Origin of the sequence: Streptomyces sp. Ac-502 (genome assembly GCF_045222935.1) — a bacterium.
GTDB classification, from domain to species: domain Bacteria; phylum Actinomycetota; class Actinomycetes; order Streptomycetales; family Streptomycetaceae; genus Streptomyces; species Streptomyces monomycini.
Window position 1 is genome coordinate 3,343,125 of record NZ_JBHFFO010000001.1, and the last position, 16,635, is coordinate 3,359,759.

The window sequence follows — 16,635 nt, forward strand, 5'->3', positions numbered from 1 at the left end:
GAGAAACCATGGCGGTTTCCGTAACCCTTCCGGCGCTCGGCGAGAGCGTCACCGAGGGCACCGTCACCCGCTGGCTGAAGGCCGAGGGTGAGCGCGTAGAGGCCGACGAGCCCCTGCTGGAGGTGTCGACCGACAAGGTCGACACCGAGATCCCCGCCCCCGCCGCCGGCGTGCTGGCCTCCATCAAGGTGGCCGAGGACGAGACCGTCGAGGTCGGCGCCGAGCTGGCCATCATCGACGACGGCAGCGGCGCCCCCGCGGCCGACTCCGCCCCGGCGCAGGCCGAGGCACCGGCCGAGGAGGCCCCGGCGCAGCCGGAGCCCGCTGCGGCCCCCGCCCAGGAAGCCCCCAGCAGGAGGCCCCCGCGGCCCCCGCCGGCGGCGCCCAGGGTACCGACGTCGTCCTCCCCGCGCTCGGCGAGAGCGTGACCGAGGGCACCGTCACCCGCTGGCTCAAGGAGGTCGGCGAGGAGGTGGCCGAGGACGAGCCGCTGCTGGAGGTCTCCACCGACAAGGTCGACACCGAGATCCCCGCCCCCACCGCCGGCACCCTGCTGGAGATCCTGGTGGGCGAGGACGAGACCGCCGAGGTCGGCGCCAAGCTCGCCGTCATCGGTGCGAAGGGTGCTGCTCCGGCTGAGGCCGAGGCCCCCGCCGCCCCGGCTCCGGCCCCCGCCCAGGAGGCCCCGAAGCAGGAAGCCCCGAAGCAGGAGGCCCCCAAGCAGGAGGCTCCGGCTCCGCAGGCCCCCTCGGCCTCCGCGCCGCAGCAGGTCACCACCCCCGCCCCGGACCCGGCCCCGGCCGCTCCGGCCCCGGCGCCGGCTCCGGCCGCCGCGCCCGTCACCCCGGCCCCGGCCGCGGGTGAGGCGGACGCCGCGTACGTCACCCCCCTGGTCCGCAAGCTGGCCCAGGAGAACAGCGTGGACCTGGGCTCGGTCAAGGGCACCGGCGTCGGCGGCCGTATCCGCAAGCAGGACGTCGTCGCCGCCGCCGAGGCCGCCAAGCAGCAGGCCGCGCCTGCCGCCGCCCCGGCCGCTGCCGCCAAGTCGACGGCTCCGGCCATCGAGGCCTCCCCGCTGCGCGGCCAGACCGTCAAGATGCCGCGGATGCGCAAGGTCATCGGCGACAACATGATGAAGGCCCTGCACGGCCAGGCGCAGCTGACCTCCGTGGTCGAGGTGGACATCACCAAGATCATGCGGATGCGCAACAAGGCCAAGGACGCCTTCGCGCAGCGTGAGGGCGTCAAGCTCTCGCCGATGCCGTTCTTCGTCAAGGCCGCTGTCCAGGCGCTGAAGGCCCACCCGGTCGTCAACGCCCGGATCAACGAGGACGAGGGCACGATCACCTACTTCGACACCGAGAACGTCGGTATCGCGGTGGACGCGGAGAAGGGCCTGATGACCCCGGTCATCAAGGGTGCGGGCGACCTGAACATCGCCGGCATCGCCCGTAAGACCGCGGAGCTGGCCGGCAAGGTCCGCACCAACAAGATCAGCCCGGACGACATGTCGGGCGCGACCTTCACGATCAGCAACACCGGCTCGCGCGGTGCGCTGTTCGACACGGTCATCGTGCCCCCGAACCAGGTCGGCATCCTGGGCATCGGCGCCACCGTCAAGCGCCCGGTGGTCGTCGACCACCCGGAGCTGGGCGAGACCATCGCCGTGCGCAACATGACCTACCTGGCGCTCTCCTACGACCACCGCCTGGTGGACGGTGCCGACGCGGCCCGTTACCTGACGACGGTCAAGCAGATCCTGGAGGCCGGCGAGTTCGAGACCGAGATCGGTCTCTGAACACGGTAGCCACCGCGTAGGTGTGCAGGGTCGGCCCCGGTTCGTACAAGTTCGTACGAGCCGGGGCCGACCCGTTTTCGTTGCACGGATAATGGCCGTCCTGCGGTGGTCTCCCGTACCGCCTTCCGGTGCGGGACCCCGGCCGCCGTCTGCCGCACGCTCTGAAGGAGCACGTCATGACCCCGCCCGTCGTCCATTCGCTCCGCGAGCAGATCCGCGAGCACATCCTGGAAGGGATCGTCAGCGGCCGCTGGCAGCCCGGTGAGCGGATCGTGGAGCGGCGGATCGCGGTCGAGCTGGAGGTCAGCCAGACGCCCGTACGGGAGGCGCTGCGCGAGCTGGAGTCGCTCCAGCTGATCGAATCGGCTCCGAACAAGGGCGTACGGGTACGGAATCTGACCGCGGACGACCTCAAGGAGAGCTACCCGGTACGGGCCGGCCTGGAGCAGGTGGCCGCCGAACTGGCCGCCGGGCGGCTGGCCGAGGACTGCGCGGCGCTGGACCGCGAGGTGGCGGCTCTGTGCGAGGCGGACCGGCACGGCGACGGTGAGGCACAGGTGCGGCACACCGTGGCCTTCCACCGCGAGATCGTGCGCGCCGCCCGTAACGCCGTCCTGCTGCACACCTGGGAGTCGCTGGGGGTCGAGGTGTGGACGACGCTCTCGATCCGCTGGTTCAGCCCGGAGCCGCGGTCGCACGCGCGGGACCACCAGGAGATCGTGGACGCGTTCCGGCGGCGCGACCCGAGGATCGGCGAGCTGCTGAAGACCCACGTACTGAGCTGCGCGCCCAGGGTCTGACGCGCAGGTCAGGACCCCTCCCCCTTCGATTCGGAGCCGCAGGCAGTCTGGCACCCCGTGCCCGAAAGGCTGGCACCCCGTGCCGACCTGCGGTTTTTCCTTCACCCTGCATTGATCGATCATCGATCAGAGGCGTATCGTCATACGTGGGGCGCGACCCCTGCCTGCCAAAGCACTCATCGCACCTCCCTCCTCCGTCCGGAAAGGGGCCACCCATGCCCGATCCCGTACGTATGCCGTACAGCCAGCTCGACCAGGTCCCGGACCGCGACCCGGAGGAGACGGCCGAGTGGCGCGAGTCCTTGGACGCCGTCACGAAGGCGGCAGGGGAGCACCGCGCCGCCTACCTGATGCGCCGCGCCGTGGAGCACACCGGTGCCCCCGGCCTCGCGCCGCTCGAAACCGACTACGTCAACACCATCCCGACCTCCGCCGAGCCCGAGTTCCCGGGCGACGAGGCGATGGAGGCCCGGATCACGGCGTGGAACCGCTGGAACGCGGCCGCCATGGTCACCCGCGGCTCCCGCCTCGGCCTCGGCGGCCACATCGCCACCTTCGCCTCGGCGGCCTGGCTCTACGAGACCGGCTTCCAGCACTTCTTCCGCGGCAAGGAAGCCGACGGGAGTGGCGACCAGCTCTACATCCAGGGCCACGCCTCCCCGGCATCTACGCCCGCGCCTTCCTCGAAGGCCGCCTCACCGAGGACCAGCTCGACCGCTTCCGCCAGGAGGCGGCCGGCGACGGCCTGCCCTCCTACCCGCACCCGCGGCGCCTGCCCTGGCTGTGGGAGTTCCCCACCGTCTCCATGGGCCTGGGCCCGCTCTCCGCGATCTACCAGGCGCGCTTCAACCGCTACCTGGAGCACCGCGGCATCAAGGACACCGCCAACTCGCACGTCTGGGCGTTCCTCGGTGACGGCGAGATGGACGAGCCCGAGTCGACGGCCGCACTGGCACTGGCCGGCCGCGAGGGCCTGGACAACCTGACCTTCGTCATCAACTGCAACCTCCAGCGCCTGGACGGCCCGGTCCGCCCCAACTTCAAGATCGTGCAGGAGCTGGAGGCCCAGTTCCGCGCCGCGGGCTGGAACGTCATCAAGTCCCTGTGGGGCCAGGCCTGGGACGAGGTCTTCGCGCAGGACACCGACGGCGCCCTGCTGCGCCGCCTGCGCGAGACCCCCGACGCGCAGTTCCAGACGTACGCCACCCGCGACGCCGCCTACCTGCGCGAGCACTTCTTCGGCTCGGACCCGGCGCTGGGCCGCATCGCCCAGGGCCTGTCGGACGCCAAGCTGCTGGAGCTGTTCCAGACCTCCCGCGCGGGCCACGAGCCGCGCAAGGTGTACGCCGCGTACAAGGCCGCCGTCGAGCACAAGGGCGCGCCGACCGTCATCCTGGCGCAGACCGTCAAGGGCTACACCCTCGGCGAGGGCTTCGAGTCCCGTAACGCCAACCACCAGATGAAGAAGCTCACCGGCGAGCAGTTCCGCGCCATGCGAGACCTCCTGGAGCTGCCCATCCCGGACAGCGCCCTGGACGCGGACGTGGTGCCCTACGCCCGCCCGGACGAGAACTCCCCCGAGATGGAGTACCTGCGCCAGCGCCGCGCGGCCCTCGGCGGCCCGGCCCCGGCCCGCAAGGTCGTCGCCAAGCCGCTGCCGATGCCCTCCGACAAGGCGTTCGACGCCCTGAAGAAGGGCTCCGGCTCGCAGGAGATCGCCACCACCATGGCGTTCGTCCGCCTGGTCAAGGACCTGATGCGGGACAAGGAGACCGGCAAGCGCTGGGTGCCGGTCGTGCCCGACGAGGCCCGTACCTTCGGCATGGAGTCGCTGTTCCCGTCCGCCGGGCTCTACTCCCCCGTCGGCCAGACCTACGACCCGGTCGACCGCGACCAGCTCCTGTACTACAAGGAAGCCAAGGACGGCCAGATCCTCAACGAGGGCATCACGGAGGCCGGTTCGCTGGCCGACTTCACCGCGGCGGCGACCTCGTACGCCACCCACGGCGAACCGATGATCCCGTTCTACATCTTCTACTCGATGTTCGGCTGGCAGCGCACCGCCGACCAGTTCTGGGCGCTCGCCGACCAGCTGGGCCGCGGCTTCGTCATCGGCGCCACGGCCGGCCGTACGACGATGACCGGCGAAGGCCTCCAGCACGCGGACGGCCACTCGCACCTGATCGCCTCCACCAACCCGGCGGCGCTCTCCTACGACCCGGCGTTCGCGTACGAGGTCGCGGTGATCGTCAAGGAGGGCCTGCGCCGGATGTACGGTCCGGACGCGGAGGACGTCTTCTACTACCTCACGGTCTACAACGAGACCAAGGTGCAGCCCGCCATGCCGGAGGGCGTCGAGGAGGGCATCCTCAAGGGCCTCTACCGCTTCAAGGAGGCCGAGCCCGCCGCTGCCGACGCACCCCGCCTCCAGCTGCTGGCCTCCGGCACCGCCATCCACTGGATCCTGGAGGCCCAGGAGATCCTGGCCCGCGACTGGGGCGTGGCGGCGGACATCTGGTCGGCCCCGTCCTGGACGGAGCTGCGCCGCGACGCACTGGAGTGCGACGCGGCCCGCCTGGACGGCGAGGACCGCGTCCCGTACGTGACCCGCGCGCTGGCCGGCGCCCCCGGCCCGGTCGTCGCGGTCAGCGACTGGATGCGGGCCGTACCGGACCAGATCGCCCCGTGGGTCGAGCAGGACTGGACCTCGGTCGGCACCGACGGCTTCGGCCTCTCCGACACCCGCGAGGCGGCCCGCCGCCACTTCGGCGTCGACGCCCAGTCGGTCGTCGTGCAGGCACTGGCCGCGCTGGCCCGCCGCGGCGACGTGAAGGCGGAGACGGTCAAGGAGGCCAAGGAGCGGTACGGCCTGTAGGCCCTCGGGACGCGGCGGGAGGTCCGCCCGCCGCGTCCCCTCGCGCCGGCTCCGGCCGGCGCCCCCCGCTCCCGTGCGGAGACCACCTGAACCGCGCCCGGGGTCTCCGCACGGGATCTTCCTCGCGCACGGGAACAACGGACGTGCGCCGGGCCGCGCCTTCGCGCGGCATGATGCAGCCATGCGCGCTGCCCGGCTGATCAAAATGGTGCTGCTGCTCCAGTCCCGCCCGTCCATGACCGGCGCCGAACTGGCGCGGGAGCTGGAGGTGTCGGAGCGTACGGTCGCCCGCGACGTACTCTCCCTCTCCGAGGCCGGGGTACCCGTCTACGCGGACCGCGGCCGGGCCGGCGGCTACCGTCTCATCGGCGGTTACCGCACCCGGCTCACCGGCCTCGGCCGCAGCGAGGCCGAGGCACTGTTCCTGTCCGGTGTGCCCGCCGCGCTGCGCGACATGGGCCTCGCCGACGCCGCCTCCGCCGCCCGCCTCAAGGTCTCCGCCGCGCTGCTGCCCGAACTGCGGGACGCCGCGGACGGCGCCGCCCAGCGCTTCCACCTCGACGCCCCCGCCTGGTACCGCGAACCGGCCACTCCTGCGCTGCTGCCCGCCGTCGCGGACGCGGTCTGGGACGACCGGCGCATCGCCACCCGCTACCGCCGCACGGACACCGAGGTGGAGCGCGAGCTGGAGCCGTACGGCCTGGTGCTCAAGGCAGGCGTCTGGTACCTCGCGGCCCGGTCCGGCACGGACATGCGCGTGTACCGCATCGACCGCTTCACCTCCGTCACGCCCCTCGACGACCGCTTCACCCGCGGCCCGGACTTCGACCTGCCCGCCTTCTGGGCGGAGCGGGCCGCCCAGTTCGCCCGCTCGATCCTGCGGGACGAGGTCGTCGTACGGCTGACACCGACGGGCACCCGCCGGCTACGGCACGTCACCGACCGCGCCGGCGCCGAGGAGGCCCTAACCGCGGCGGGCGAACCCGACGAGCAGGGCCGGACCACCGTCACCCTGCCCGTCGAGTCCCTGGACGTCGCCTACAGCCAGCTGCTCGGCCTCGGCCCGGAGGCGGAGGTGCTCGGCCCGCCGGAGCTGCGGGAACGGTTCGCCGCCGCGGCGGCGCGCATGCACGGGCTGTACGGGTCGCACGGGGAGCCGTGAGACGCGGCCGCCCGTGCGGTACCCGTGCCGGTACCGGTGCCGCTACCGATACCCGGCCGTGTCCGCCGGCTTCCCCGCCTGCTCGACCTCGGTGATGTAGCGCCAGGCGTCCGGCGCCGACCCGTCCACGTCCGTGAAGCCGTACTCCTTCGCCAGACCGCCGCTGGAAAGCGCCTGCCCGTTGAAGCGGGCCACGTCCGGGTCGGCGGCCAGCGCCGCCAGCGCCCGCCCGACGAACACCGGTGTCTCGGAGATCGCGAAGTGCGGGTTCTGCTCGCAGCCCGCCCGCCAGTCCTCCTCGGTGACCTTGAAGTGGGTGTCCAGCATGGCTTCCGACCGCAACCAGCCCGGCGTCAGGCACACCGCCGTGCAGCCGTACTCCGGGAGTTCCTGCGCCAGCCCCTTCGTCATCCGGATCGGCCCGCTCTTGGCCAGGTCGTAGTAGAAAGGCTCCCGATAGCGCCGGTTGAACTCCTCCGTACCGTCCGTCACCTCCACCAGCAGCCCGCCGGGCCGGCGGATCAGCAGCGGCAGCGCGTAACTGCTGGTGATGATGTGGCTCTCCACCCCGAGCCGCAGCACCCGCAGCCCCTTCTCCAGGTCGTGCTCCCACATCTTCTTGCCCCACTCGACATGCACGTCCCCGCCCCACAGGTCGTTGACGAGGATGTCCAGCCGCCCCTGCTCACGGTCGATGCGCTCGGTCAGCGCCCGTACCGCCACCGGATCCAGATGGTCCGTCGGCACGGCGACGCCCGTGCCACCGGCCGGTTCGCCCCCTTCCGCTCGCCTTCCTTCCGCTCGCCTTGCCTCCGCTCGTCCTCCCTCCGGGCCGCCGCTCCCGCCGCTCCCGCCGCCGTCACCAGCTCCGCGGTCTCCTCGATCGTCTCCGTCGCCCGGCCGACCTCACTGACGTGCTCCCTGGTCGTACGGCCGGTGACATAGACCGTGGCACCGGCCCGGCCCAGCTCCACCGCCATCGCCCGGCCCGCGCCACGCGTGGCGCCGGCGACCAGCGCGACCTTCCCGGTGAGCGGTCCCCGCGGGCTGCCTGCCTCGGCCATGGTGTGTTCTCCTTCTGTCATGCCACGACCCTCTCGCCGAAACCCGACACCTTGTGTCCGCTTTTCCGCGCGAGGGGCCGCGGATAACGACACCGTCGCATCTGGGGCACTCCGCGTGCGGCGCCGTGCGGCAGGAACGATGCTGTACCCGTGATGGACGAGACGGAGTTCTGGCAGCTGATCGACAGCTCCCGCGAGGCCGCCGAAGGCGACCCGGAGGAGCAGGCGGACGCGCTCGTCGAACGACTGGTGGCACTCGACCCCGACTCGGTGGTGGACTTCGCCCGGCACTTCGAGTCCCGGGACAGCCGCGCCTACACCTGGGATCTGTGGGCCGCGGCCGGCATCCTGCTCGGCGGCGCGAGCGACGACGCCTTCGACAACTTCCGCAGCTGGCTGATCGGCCAGGGCCGGGAAGTCTTCGAGGGCGCCGTGCACGACCCCGACCACCTCGCCGACCTGCTGGACGCGTTCGACGACGAGGTGGACGGCGACGCGGAGGAACTCGGGTACGCGGCGGACGAGGCGTACGAACAACTCACCGGCGCCGAAATCCCCGACCTCGGCCTACCACCCCAGCCCCGCGAGCCCCTCGGCACCTACCTGGACCTGGACGACGATCGCGTGCTGGCGGAACGCTTTCCGCAGTTGTGGGATCGGTACGGGACGTGACGCCTTGCACGTTGCGCAGCGAGACAGCGAGACCACCGAGGCATCGATGAAAGTAAGCAAAAACCGCTGCCTCGCCTGACAAAGTCACTGGTGGCGGCCGGTGGTCCCCGCGGGGGCGGGGGTGTTCCGCGGACCGCGGAGACCTCTCTCCGCATGAGCAGGTGGTCCCCGCGGGGGCGGGGGTGTTCCCACCCTGCGCAGGCACGACGGCCCGGTCATCATGTGGTCCCCGCGGGGGCGGGGGTGTTCCCGGCACCGTGCGCCGCCGGATCCTGCTGGGCTAGTGGTCCCCGCGGGTGCGGGGGTGTTCCCATGTCGGCGACCTTCTTCGGCGCCACCTTCAAGTGGTCCCCGCGCGTACGGCCCCCACCCCCTGCGTTACCGAACGCCGCCTTCGCAAGCGATCCCCGCGACTACGGGGCTATTCCCTCACCGCGCCACAACGCAGGCCACGCACGACTGTGGGCTGCCTAAACCCGTTGCCGGGCCTAGGGACCATAAGTTATACCTAGGGCTCCTAGGTATAACTTAGTAGCCCTAGGAATAACCTAGAGCGCCTAGCTAATGGTAAGGGAGCAGGCACATGGCACGAGCCGGACTAACGGCGGACCGAGTGACGCTCGCAGGCGCCGAGCTGGCGGACGAGGTCGGACTCGACCAGGTCACCATGTCGCAGGTGGCGCGGCGGCTCGGTGTGAAGGACGCGAGTCTGTATACGCACGTACGCGGCCTGGACGACCTGCGCGGGCGGATCGCGCTGCTGGCGGCGGACGAGAAGACCATCCGTATCGCGGAGGCGATCGCCGGCCTCGCGGGCAAGGACGCGCTGGTCGCGTTCGCCGACGCCTGGCGGGAGTACGCGGCCGCCCATCCCGGCCGCTACATGGCGACGCAGCTGCCGCTGAAGATCGACCCCGCACTGGCCGCGAACGCCCCCGGGCCGCGACGCGCGGTCGAGCTGACCTATGGCATGTTGCGCGGTTACGGCTTGGCCGAACCCGACCTGACCGACGCGGTTCGGCTGCTGCGCAGTACGTTCCACGGCTTCGTCGCCCTGGAAGCCGCCGGCGGCTTCGCGCATGAACGGTCGCCGCAGGACTCCTGGGTCCGCGCCCTCGACGCCCTCCACACCGCCCTGACGCACTGGCCCTCGCCCCGCGAAACCCGAGAAGGAGACCAAACATGACCGGCCCGACCACCGGCAGCCTGCGCGTTAACGGCGCGACTCTGCACTATGAAGTGCGCGGCCAGGGACCGCTGCTGCTGCTCATACCCGGCGGAGCGGGCGGCGCGGCCTCTTTGGACGGCATCGCCGACGAGCTGGCCGCCACACACACCGTCGCGACCTACGACCCGCGCGGCATGTCCCGTAGCGTGCTGGACGACCCCGGGGCCGAGCAGCACGTGGCCGAGCACGCCGACGACGCGTTCCGGATGCTGGAGCTGCTGTCGCCCGGCGAACCCGCCCGGGTGCTCGGCATCAGCTCGGGTGCGATCGCCGCCCTGCACCTGCTCACCACCCACCCCGAACGCCTCGCACGCGTCGTGGCGCACGAGCCGCCGGTGGTGGAGGTCCTGCCGGACGCCGCCGAACACCGCGCGCTCGTCGCACGCGTACAGGAGACGTTCCGTACCGAGGGGCTCATGCCGGCGATGGCCGTGTTCGCCGCGGGCCTCAGGAAGGACGGCAGCGCCTCCGAACCCCAGCCTGAGATGAAGCTTCCGCCGCAGGCCGCGGCGCGGGCCGAGCAGACCATGGCCAACCTGCCGTACTTCGTCGGGCAGATCGTGGCCCCCTTCATGTCCTACGCCCCGGACACCGCACACCTGGCGACGCTGACCGACCGGCTCGTCCTGGCCGGCGGCCAGGACTCCCGCGGCGAGCTGTCCTACCGGCCGGCCGCCTTCCTGGCCGAACGTTTCGGCACGGAACTCCTGCACTTCCCCGGCGGGCACACCGGTACGACCACACACCCGGCCGAGTTCGCCGACGTCCTCCTGAAGGCACTCGTCTCCTGACGGCACTCGTCTTCTGAAGGCGCTCACTCCCTGAAGGCCGCCCCGGCCGCTCAGTTCAGCTTCTTGCCCATCAGCACGTCATCGACGTACTTGCCCTCCAGCAGGAACTCCTCGGGCAGAACGCCCTCCACCTCGAAGCCCGCCGACTCGTAGAGCCTGCGCGCCGGAGCGTTGTGCCCGAGGACGCGCAGGGTGATCCGGCGGGCGCCCTCGTCCGCCGCCTGCGCGCACGCCGCGTCCATCAGCGTACGGGCGATGCCCCGGCCGCGCGCCCAGATGTCCACGGCCAGGCCCTGGATCTGCCGGACGTGCGCGTTGCAGGGCAGCGCCGTCGGCGGCACCATCCGCAGAAAGCCCGCCAGCTGCCCCGCGTTCTCCGCCACCAGCAGGTCCTCGGGCCGGTGCCGGTCGTCGAAGAACCGGCCGTACGGAGACTGCGGCCGGGGCGTCACGGCGTGCAGCGTCGACCACGTACGGCGGTCGATCACGGCAAGCTGCTCTTCATCGGCGAAAACGGCGGTACGGACGAACGATTCGGACATGCGTGCCACTGTGCCATGTATACGCTCCCCGAACCGGCAGTATGGCTGTCATGCGGATCGCCATCACCGGCTCGACCGGTCTCATCGGAACGGCACTCCTGCGCTCCCTTCGCGCGGAGAGCGCCACCCGCCCGCCGGAAGCCGGGGAGCGGCCCGACATCGTCCGGCTCGTCCGGCGCCCGCCGCGCGGCGCCGACGAGGTGCGCTGGGACCCCGAACGCCAGAAGGTGGACGCCGCCGGGCTCGCGGGCTGCGACGCCGTCGTGCACCTCGCGGGCGCCGGCGTCGGCGACCACCGCTGGACCGACGCGTACAAGCGCACGATCCGGGACAGCCGCGTCCTCGGTACGGCGGCGCTCGCCGAGGCCATCGCCTCCCTGGACACCCCGCCGCGCGTCTTCGTCTGCGGCAGCGCCATCGGCTACTACGGCGACACCGGCGACCGGCGGACGGACGAGTCGGCGCCGCCCGGCGACGACTTCCTGGCCCGCGTCTGCGTCGACTGGGAGGAGGCCGCCGCCCCGGCAGTCGAAGCCGGCATCCGGACGGTCTTCCCCCGCACCGGGCTGGTCGTGGGCCGCCAGGGCGGCGCCTGGGGACGACTGTTCCCCCTGTTCAAGCTGGGCCTGGGCGGACGGCTCGGCAGCGGCCGGCAGTACTGGAGCTTCATCTCCCTGCATGACCACATCGCCGCTCTCCGGCACCTCATCGCGACCGAAGAGCTGAGCGGCCCGGTCAACTTCACCGCACCCGAGCCGGTCACCAATGGCGAGGTCACGGCGGCGATGGGCCGCGTACTGCACCGCCCCACCCCGTTCCCCGTACCGGCCCCCGCCCTGCGGCTGGCCCTGGGCCAGTTCGCCGACAACATCCTGTCCAGCCAACGCGTCATCCCCCAACGCCTCCTGGACTCCGGCTTCACGTTCGCCCATCCCACGGTGGACGGGGCGATCCGCTCGGCCCTGGCCGGTTAGTTTCTCTCTCCCCATCCGGGCGGCACCACGTCTTGTCTCTTTCCCACCCCCATCGAGGCGCGGCCCGCCACGAGACCGGGGGCCGGGGCGGAGGAGTGGGTTCCAGGACGTAAAGCGCAGCAGTCCAGGAATCCGCCCCGGACCCCCGGCCCCGCCCGCACCACCCACACCACCGGCGGGCCCCGCCCCACCCCATCCCGCCGAAGGCGCCCCGGCCACCACCCGCAGTCAAAGCCCGTCCCCGCCGGAGGCACACCACCGGAGGCACACCACCCTGGGTGCCACCCCACCACCCCGACGCCGACGGCGCTTCAACCGGCAACGCCCCGCACCATCCCGCCCCCTCGCGGCACTCCGTGCCGCATCGTGCCGCATCGTGCGCCCGTGCGCGGTCTACGCGCGATCGCGCCCCCGCCGCGGCGTTTCTTATGGTTCCAACCTCACGAACTCGGCATCCCGCGCGCCGGTTCGGGGCAAGAGCCCCTCAGCGCCGGCACCGGGACCGACCTCGGGAGGGCACGTGCTGCGCACCGCATCGACCGTGGACGTCGTCATCGTCGGGGCCGGCCTCGCCGGTCTCGCCGCCGCCCACCATCTGACCAGCGCGGGAGCCACGGTCACCGTGCTGGAGGCCGCCCCACGCACCGGCGGCCGGACCACCACCGACCGGCTGGACGGCTTCCGGCTGGACCGCACCGGCCAACTACTCGTCACCTCGTACCCCGAACTCCGCACCACCCCCGGCCTCAACGGCTTGGCCCTGCGTCACTTCTCCCCCGGACTCTGCCTCCACAACGGCCAGCGGACGCACCGCGTCGGTGCCCCCGGAGCACAAGGGGCGCACTTCTGGCAGCGCGCGCCCTTTCGCGCTCCGAGCGGCGTGCCGACCGCCCCGTCGCCCAGGCACTGGCCGCCCGTCCGCCCTTCCCGCCGTACATCCCCGACGGGTTCCTGCGTCCCCTCCTGTCCGCCCTCCTCTGTGATCCCGCGCTCTCCGGCTCCAGCCGCAGCGCCGCCCAGGCCCTGCGAGCCTTCGCCCGCGGGCGGCTGTGCCTGCCCGTCGGCGGCGCCTCGGCGCTGCCCGAACTCCTCGCCGCCTCCCTTCCCCCGGCACCGTGCGCACCTCCGTACGCGCCGTCTCCGTCTCGACCACCAGCGTCACCACCGCAGACCACGGGCGGTTCCCCTGCCGCGCGGTGCTCGTGGCCACCGGAGCGCGCGACGCGGCAGAGCTGCTCCCGGGGCTGCGCACCCCCGATTTCCACCCGGTGACCATCGTCCACCACACCACTGACAGTCCCCCGTCCCGCGAACCGGTGCTCTTCCTGCCGGCCGACGGCCCGGTCGCGCACACCTACGTCGCCAGCGAGACCGACCCGTCCCGCGCCCCCGCCGGCCGCGCTCTGATCACCACGACCGTGCTGGGCGCCCCGGCGACGCTGCCCGCCCGGGCGCTGGACAAGACGGTCCGGCCCCAGCTCGACCGGATCTACGGCACCTCCACCGACGCCTGGAAGCTGCTGGCCGCCCACCACGACTCGGAGGCGGTCCCGGCCATGCCCGTACCGCACGACCCGGACCGGTCCGTCCGGCTGCTGGCCGGGCTGTACGTGTGCGGCGACCACCGGGACACCGGCACCGTCCAGGGCGCCCTGCGCTCCGGCCGCCGGGCCGCCCGCGCCGCCCTCGACGACCTCCGCCTGCCCCCGTTCCACGAGCCCTGCGAACTGTCCGCAGCGGCCTGACACCTCCCGACCCCGCCCCCTACCCCTGACCCACCGACCGGCCGGGCCACACACACCCACAGGGCCCGGCCGGGCCCACCACGCCGAAGGAGCAGGCCGCACCCCGCGCCCCGCCCCACCGGCCCCACCCGTCACCCTCCGTACGGCTCCCTTCGTGCTGCCCCCCTCCGCCCACGTCCCCTCGCCCCGCGCCCTCACCCCTTCATGGCCGCCACCCGGTCCCGATACCCCCGTACCGCCGCCGCGTCCCGGTACGGCTCCAGTCGGCGCTCGAACTCGCGGACGTACTCGTGCGCCCGTACGGACCGCATCTCGGACGCCTGGAGCGCCGCCTCCGCGCCCAGGGCGCACGCCTGCTCCAGCTCGCCCAGACCGAGCCGTGCCGTCGCCAGCACCACCCGGCAGAACAGCCGGCTGCGGGCGAAGCCGGCGCCCCGCAGCTGGAGCGAGCGCTCCGCGTGCTGCGCGGCCGCCCGGAACTGCTGGAGGTCGCGGTGGCAGTGCGCCAGCTCGTCGGCGAGCTGGGCCTCGTCGAAGAACCGCGCCCAGTAGGGCGTGTCGTCCCCCGGACGCGCCGTCTCCAGCGCCCTTTCCGCCCGCGCGAGTGAGGCCGTGCACGCCCGTACCTCGGTCAGTACGCCGTGTCCGCGCGCCTCCGCCGAGTGCAGCAGGGCCTGGACGACGGGCGGCGCGTTGCTGCCGACCCCCTGCTGGGCGACCCGGGCCAGCTGGACGGCCTCCCGCCCGTGCCCCAGGTAGACGGCCTGCCGGCTCATGGTCACCAGGACGTACGCGCCGTACGCGCGGTCCCCGGCCGCCTGTGCCAGCCGCAGCGCCTGGACGAAGTAGCGCTGCGCCAGGCCGTGCGCGGCGATGTCGTACGACGTCCAGCCGGCCAGCCGCGTCAGGTCGGCGGCGGCCGCGAACAGCCGCCGTCCGGCCGCCTCGCCGTACGTGCCGCGGAGCATCGGTTCGACCTCGTGCTCCAGGTAGCGCACCAGGGCCTGGCGCGCGTGCCCGCCGCCGTACGCGTGGTCCAGCGCCCGGAACAGTTCGCCGACCGAGCGGAGCGCCTTGATGTCACCGGCGGACACCCGGTAGGCGTGCGCCCGGTCGGGTCGTGCCGTGCGCTCGGGGCGCTCGGCGTGCTCCGCGCGCCCGGCGCGTTCGGCCGCCCCCGCGCGCTCCGGCCGTTCGGGGTGGCCCGCGCGGTCGTGGCCCGCCCGGTCCAACTGCCGCTGCCGGGGCACCGACACCTGCATCCGGCCCGGCGTGTGCAGCCGGCCGGCGGGCTCGGCCGCGTCACCGTGCGCGACCCGCTCGTCGGCGCGTCCGATCAGCCAGTCCCGGCTGGGCACCACCAGCCCGGCCGGGGTGAAGGCGATCTTCCGCAGCTCCGCGTGGCTGCCGGAGTCCTTGCGCCACAGGCCGCTGACGATGTCCACCGCCTCGCTCGGCGTGGACGCGAACTCCAGCCCGGCGTACACCGGCGCGCAGGCGTCCAGGCCGAGGTCCTGGGCCGACAGCCGGCGTCCCAGTCTGCGCGTGAAGACCTCGGCGATCAGTGCGGGCGTGGTGCCTCTGGGCTGCTGCCCGCGCAACCAGCGCGTCACCGACGTCTTGTCGTACCGGAGGTCGAGCCCGTGCTCCAGGCCGAGCTGGTCGACCCGTCGGGCCAGCCCGGCGTTGGAGAATCCCGCCTCCGCGATGAGCGCGGCGAGCTGTCGGTTGGGCGTGCGCTGTGGGGGTCGTTCCGTCATCAGCTTTACCGGTCTCCTGCCTTCCGGGCCGAGCTGCCCGGGTTCGGCTGACCCTGTCCGGCGCTGCTCCCTGCCCTCGTGGAACGGCGCGAATGTAACGGCCTTGAGCGGCTTTCTCGCCGCCTTCGCCACGCGTTCATCCGATCGTGTGAGCAGGGCTCGCACTCTCCTCCACGCGTCTCCGGGCGGCCCCGCCCCGATTGCGCAACGGCGGCCCCGGGAGTGCCCCGGGGGCTCCCGGAGCGCTCCCGTGCGCCCGCGCATCAAGCCCCCGCTCCGGGCGCGTGCAGGTGCCGTCCGCCCCCGCCGTACAGTTGGCGTGGGCGCGAAGGACGTATCAAAGTTCGAAGAGGAGCTGCCGTGACTGCGATCTCTCGGGGGGACACCCCGTACCCGAGGGGCTGCGCTTTGTACAGCTGGGCTTCGGCGCCGACGCCGTCGATTACGAGTCGGCCTGGCAGGAGCAGCGCAGGGTGCACGCCGCCCGGTTCGCCGACGAGGTCCCGGACACCTGTCTGCTGCTGGAGCACCCGCCCGTCTACACGGCGGGCCGGCGCACTGACGACAGCGAGCGCCCCCTGGACGGCACCCCGGTCATCGACGTCGACCGCGGCGGAAAGATCACGTGGCACGGTCCCGGCCAGCTGGTCGGCTACCCGATCCAGAAGCTCCCGCGCCCGGTCGACGTCGTCGCCCACGTACGGCGTCTCGAAGAGGCCATCATCCGCACCTGCGCCGAGTTCGGCGTGGAGACCACCCGGGTCGAGGGCCGCAGCGGCGTCTGGGTGCTGGGCGACCCGGTCGCCGACCGCCCCCAGCTCGGCGGTCTCTCCCTCGACTTCGACCCCCGTACGGCCGACGAGGAGTTCGACCCCCGGCTGAACGGTCCGGAGTACGCCCCGTCCAACGCCGGCCAGCGCCGCGAGGACCGGAAACTGGCCGCGATCGGCATCCGTGTCGCCAAGGGCGTCACGATGCACGGCTTCGCGATCAACGTGAACCCGGACAACACCTCGTTCGACAAGATCGTGCCCTGCGGCATCCGGGACGCCGGGGTGACCTCCCTCGCCAACGAACTCGGCCGGGAGATCACCATCGCCGACGTCCTGCCCGTCGTCGAGAAGCACCTGCGCGACGTGCTGGAGAACGCCGTGCTGCTCCCGCGGGCGGTCTGAGCCGGCCACCGGGCGGGTCCGCCCCGGTCCTTCCCGGACCGGCCGGGCC

9 protein-coding genes and 4 pseudogenes are annotated in these 16,635 nt (G+C 72.7%); 10 read left to right on the forward strand and 3 right to left on the reverse strand.

The window, feature by feature from the left end:
* Positions 1-8 precede the first annotated feature (8 nt).
* From sucB to ACEXOX_RS15030, 4 genes and pseudogenes are all read left to right on the forward strand, one after another.
* A pseudogene (sucB, locus tag ACEXOX_RS15015) lies at positions 9-1,798 on the forward strand (2-oxoglutarate dehydrogenase, E2 component, dihydrolipoamide succinyltransferase).
* Between the two features lie 176 nt (positions 1,799-1,974).
* Positions 1,975-2,598 (forward strand): GntR family transcriptional regulator, encoded by a 624-nt coding sequence (locus ACEXOX_RS15020; protein WP_030022023.1) that lies wholly within the window; start codon positions 1,975-1,977, stop codon positions 2,596-2,598.
* A 215-nt stretch (positions 2,599-2,813) separates the two neighbouring features.
* Positions 2,814-5,473, forward strand: a pseudogene (gene aceE / locus ACEXOX_RS15025) (pyruvate dehydrogenase (acetyl-transferring), homodimeric type).
* 181 nt (positions 5,474-5,654) lie between these two features.
* Entirely contained in the window at positions 5,655-6,635 is a 981-nt protein-coding gene (locus ACEXOX_RS15030; RefSeq protein ID WP_406521120.1) for a helix-turn-helix transcriptional regulator, read from the forward strand.
* 42 nt (positions 6,636-6,677) lie between these two features.
* On the opposite strand, the pseudogene ACEXOX_RS15035 reads toward ACEXOX_RS15030, so the two are convergent.
* A pseudogene (locus ACEXOX_RS15035) lies at positions 6,678-7,720 on the reverse strand (SDR family oxidoreductase).
* 132 nt (positions 7,721-7,852) lie between these two features.
* Between ACEXOX_RS15035 and ACEXOX_RS15040 the strand changes: the two are divergent.
* The 3 genes from ACEXOX_RS15040 (at position 7,853) to ACEXOX_RS15050 (ending at position 10,390) form a co-directional block, all read left to right on the forward strand.
* Positions 7,853-8,371, forward strand: coding sequence for a DUF4240 domain-containing protein (locus ACEXOX_RS15040; RefSeq protein WP_406526353.1), 519 nt, complete (start codon positions 7,853-7,855; stop codon positions 8,369-8,371).
* 583 nt (positions 8,372-8,954) lie between these two features.
* Positions 8,955-9,557 carry a TetR/AcrR family transcriptional regulator gene (locus ACEXOX_RS15045; RefSeq protein WP_406521122.1) on the forward strand — a complete coding sequence of 201 codons (603 nt, stop codon included), beginning with the start codon at positions 8,955-8,957 and terminating at the stop codon, positions 9,555-9,557.
* A complete protein-coding gene (locus ACEXOX_RS15050; RefSeq protein WP_406521124.1) occupies positions 9,554-10,390 on the forward strand; it encodes an alpha/beta fold hydrolase in 837 nt (278 codons plus the stop codon). The genes ACEXOX_RS15045 and ACEXOX_RS15050 overlap by 4 nt, the downstream gene beginning before the upstream one ends.
* Before the next feature lie 50 nt (positions 10,391-10,440).
* On the opposite strand, the gene ACEXOX_RS15055 is transcribed toward ACEXOX_RS15050, so the two are convergent.
* Positions 10,441-10,932 carry a GNAT family N-acetyltransferase gene (locus ACEXOX_RS15055; RefSeq protein ID WP_406521126.1) on the reverse strand — a complete coding sequence of 164 codons (492 nt, stop codon included), beginning with the start codon at positions 10,930-10,932 and terminating at the stop codon, positions 10,441-10,443.
* 41 nt (positions 10,933-10,973) lie between these two features.
* On the opposite strand from ACEXOX_RS15055, the gene ACEXOX_RS15060 reads away from it, so the two are divergent.
* Both ACEXOX_RS15060 and ACEXOX_RS15065 read left to right on the forward strand, forming a co-directional pair.
* On the forward strand, positions 10,974-11,906 hold the full coding sequence (locus ACEXOX_RS15060) for a TIGR01777 family oxidoreductase (protein WP_406521128.1): 933 nt from the start codon (positions 10,974-10,976) through the stop codon (positions 11,904-11,906).
* Between the two features lie 520 nt (positions 11,907-12,426).
* A pseudogene (locus ACEXOX_RS15065) lies at positions 12,427-13,651 on the forward strand (FAD-dependent oxidoreductase).
* A 194-nt stretch (positions 13,652-13,845) separates the two neighbouring features.
* Here the strand turns inward: ACEXOX_RS15065 and ACEXOX_RS15070 are convergent.
* Positions 13,846-15,411, reverse strand: a complete 1,566-nt coding sequence (locus ACEXOX_RS15070) for a regulator (protein WP_406521130.1) — start codon at positions 15,409-15,411, stop codon at positions 13,846-13,848.
* Positions 15,412-15,812: 401 nt separating this feature from the next.
* Between ACEXOX_RS15070 and lipB the strand changes: the two genes are divergently transcribed.
* Positions 15,813-16,586, forward strand: a complete 774-nt coding sequence (gene lipB / locus ACEXOX_RS15075; protein WP_406526354.1) for a lipoyl(octanoyl) transferase LipB — start codon at positions 15,813-15,815, stop codon at positions 16,584-16,586.
* Positions 16,587-16,635: the final 49 nt, after the last annotated feature.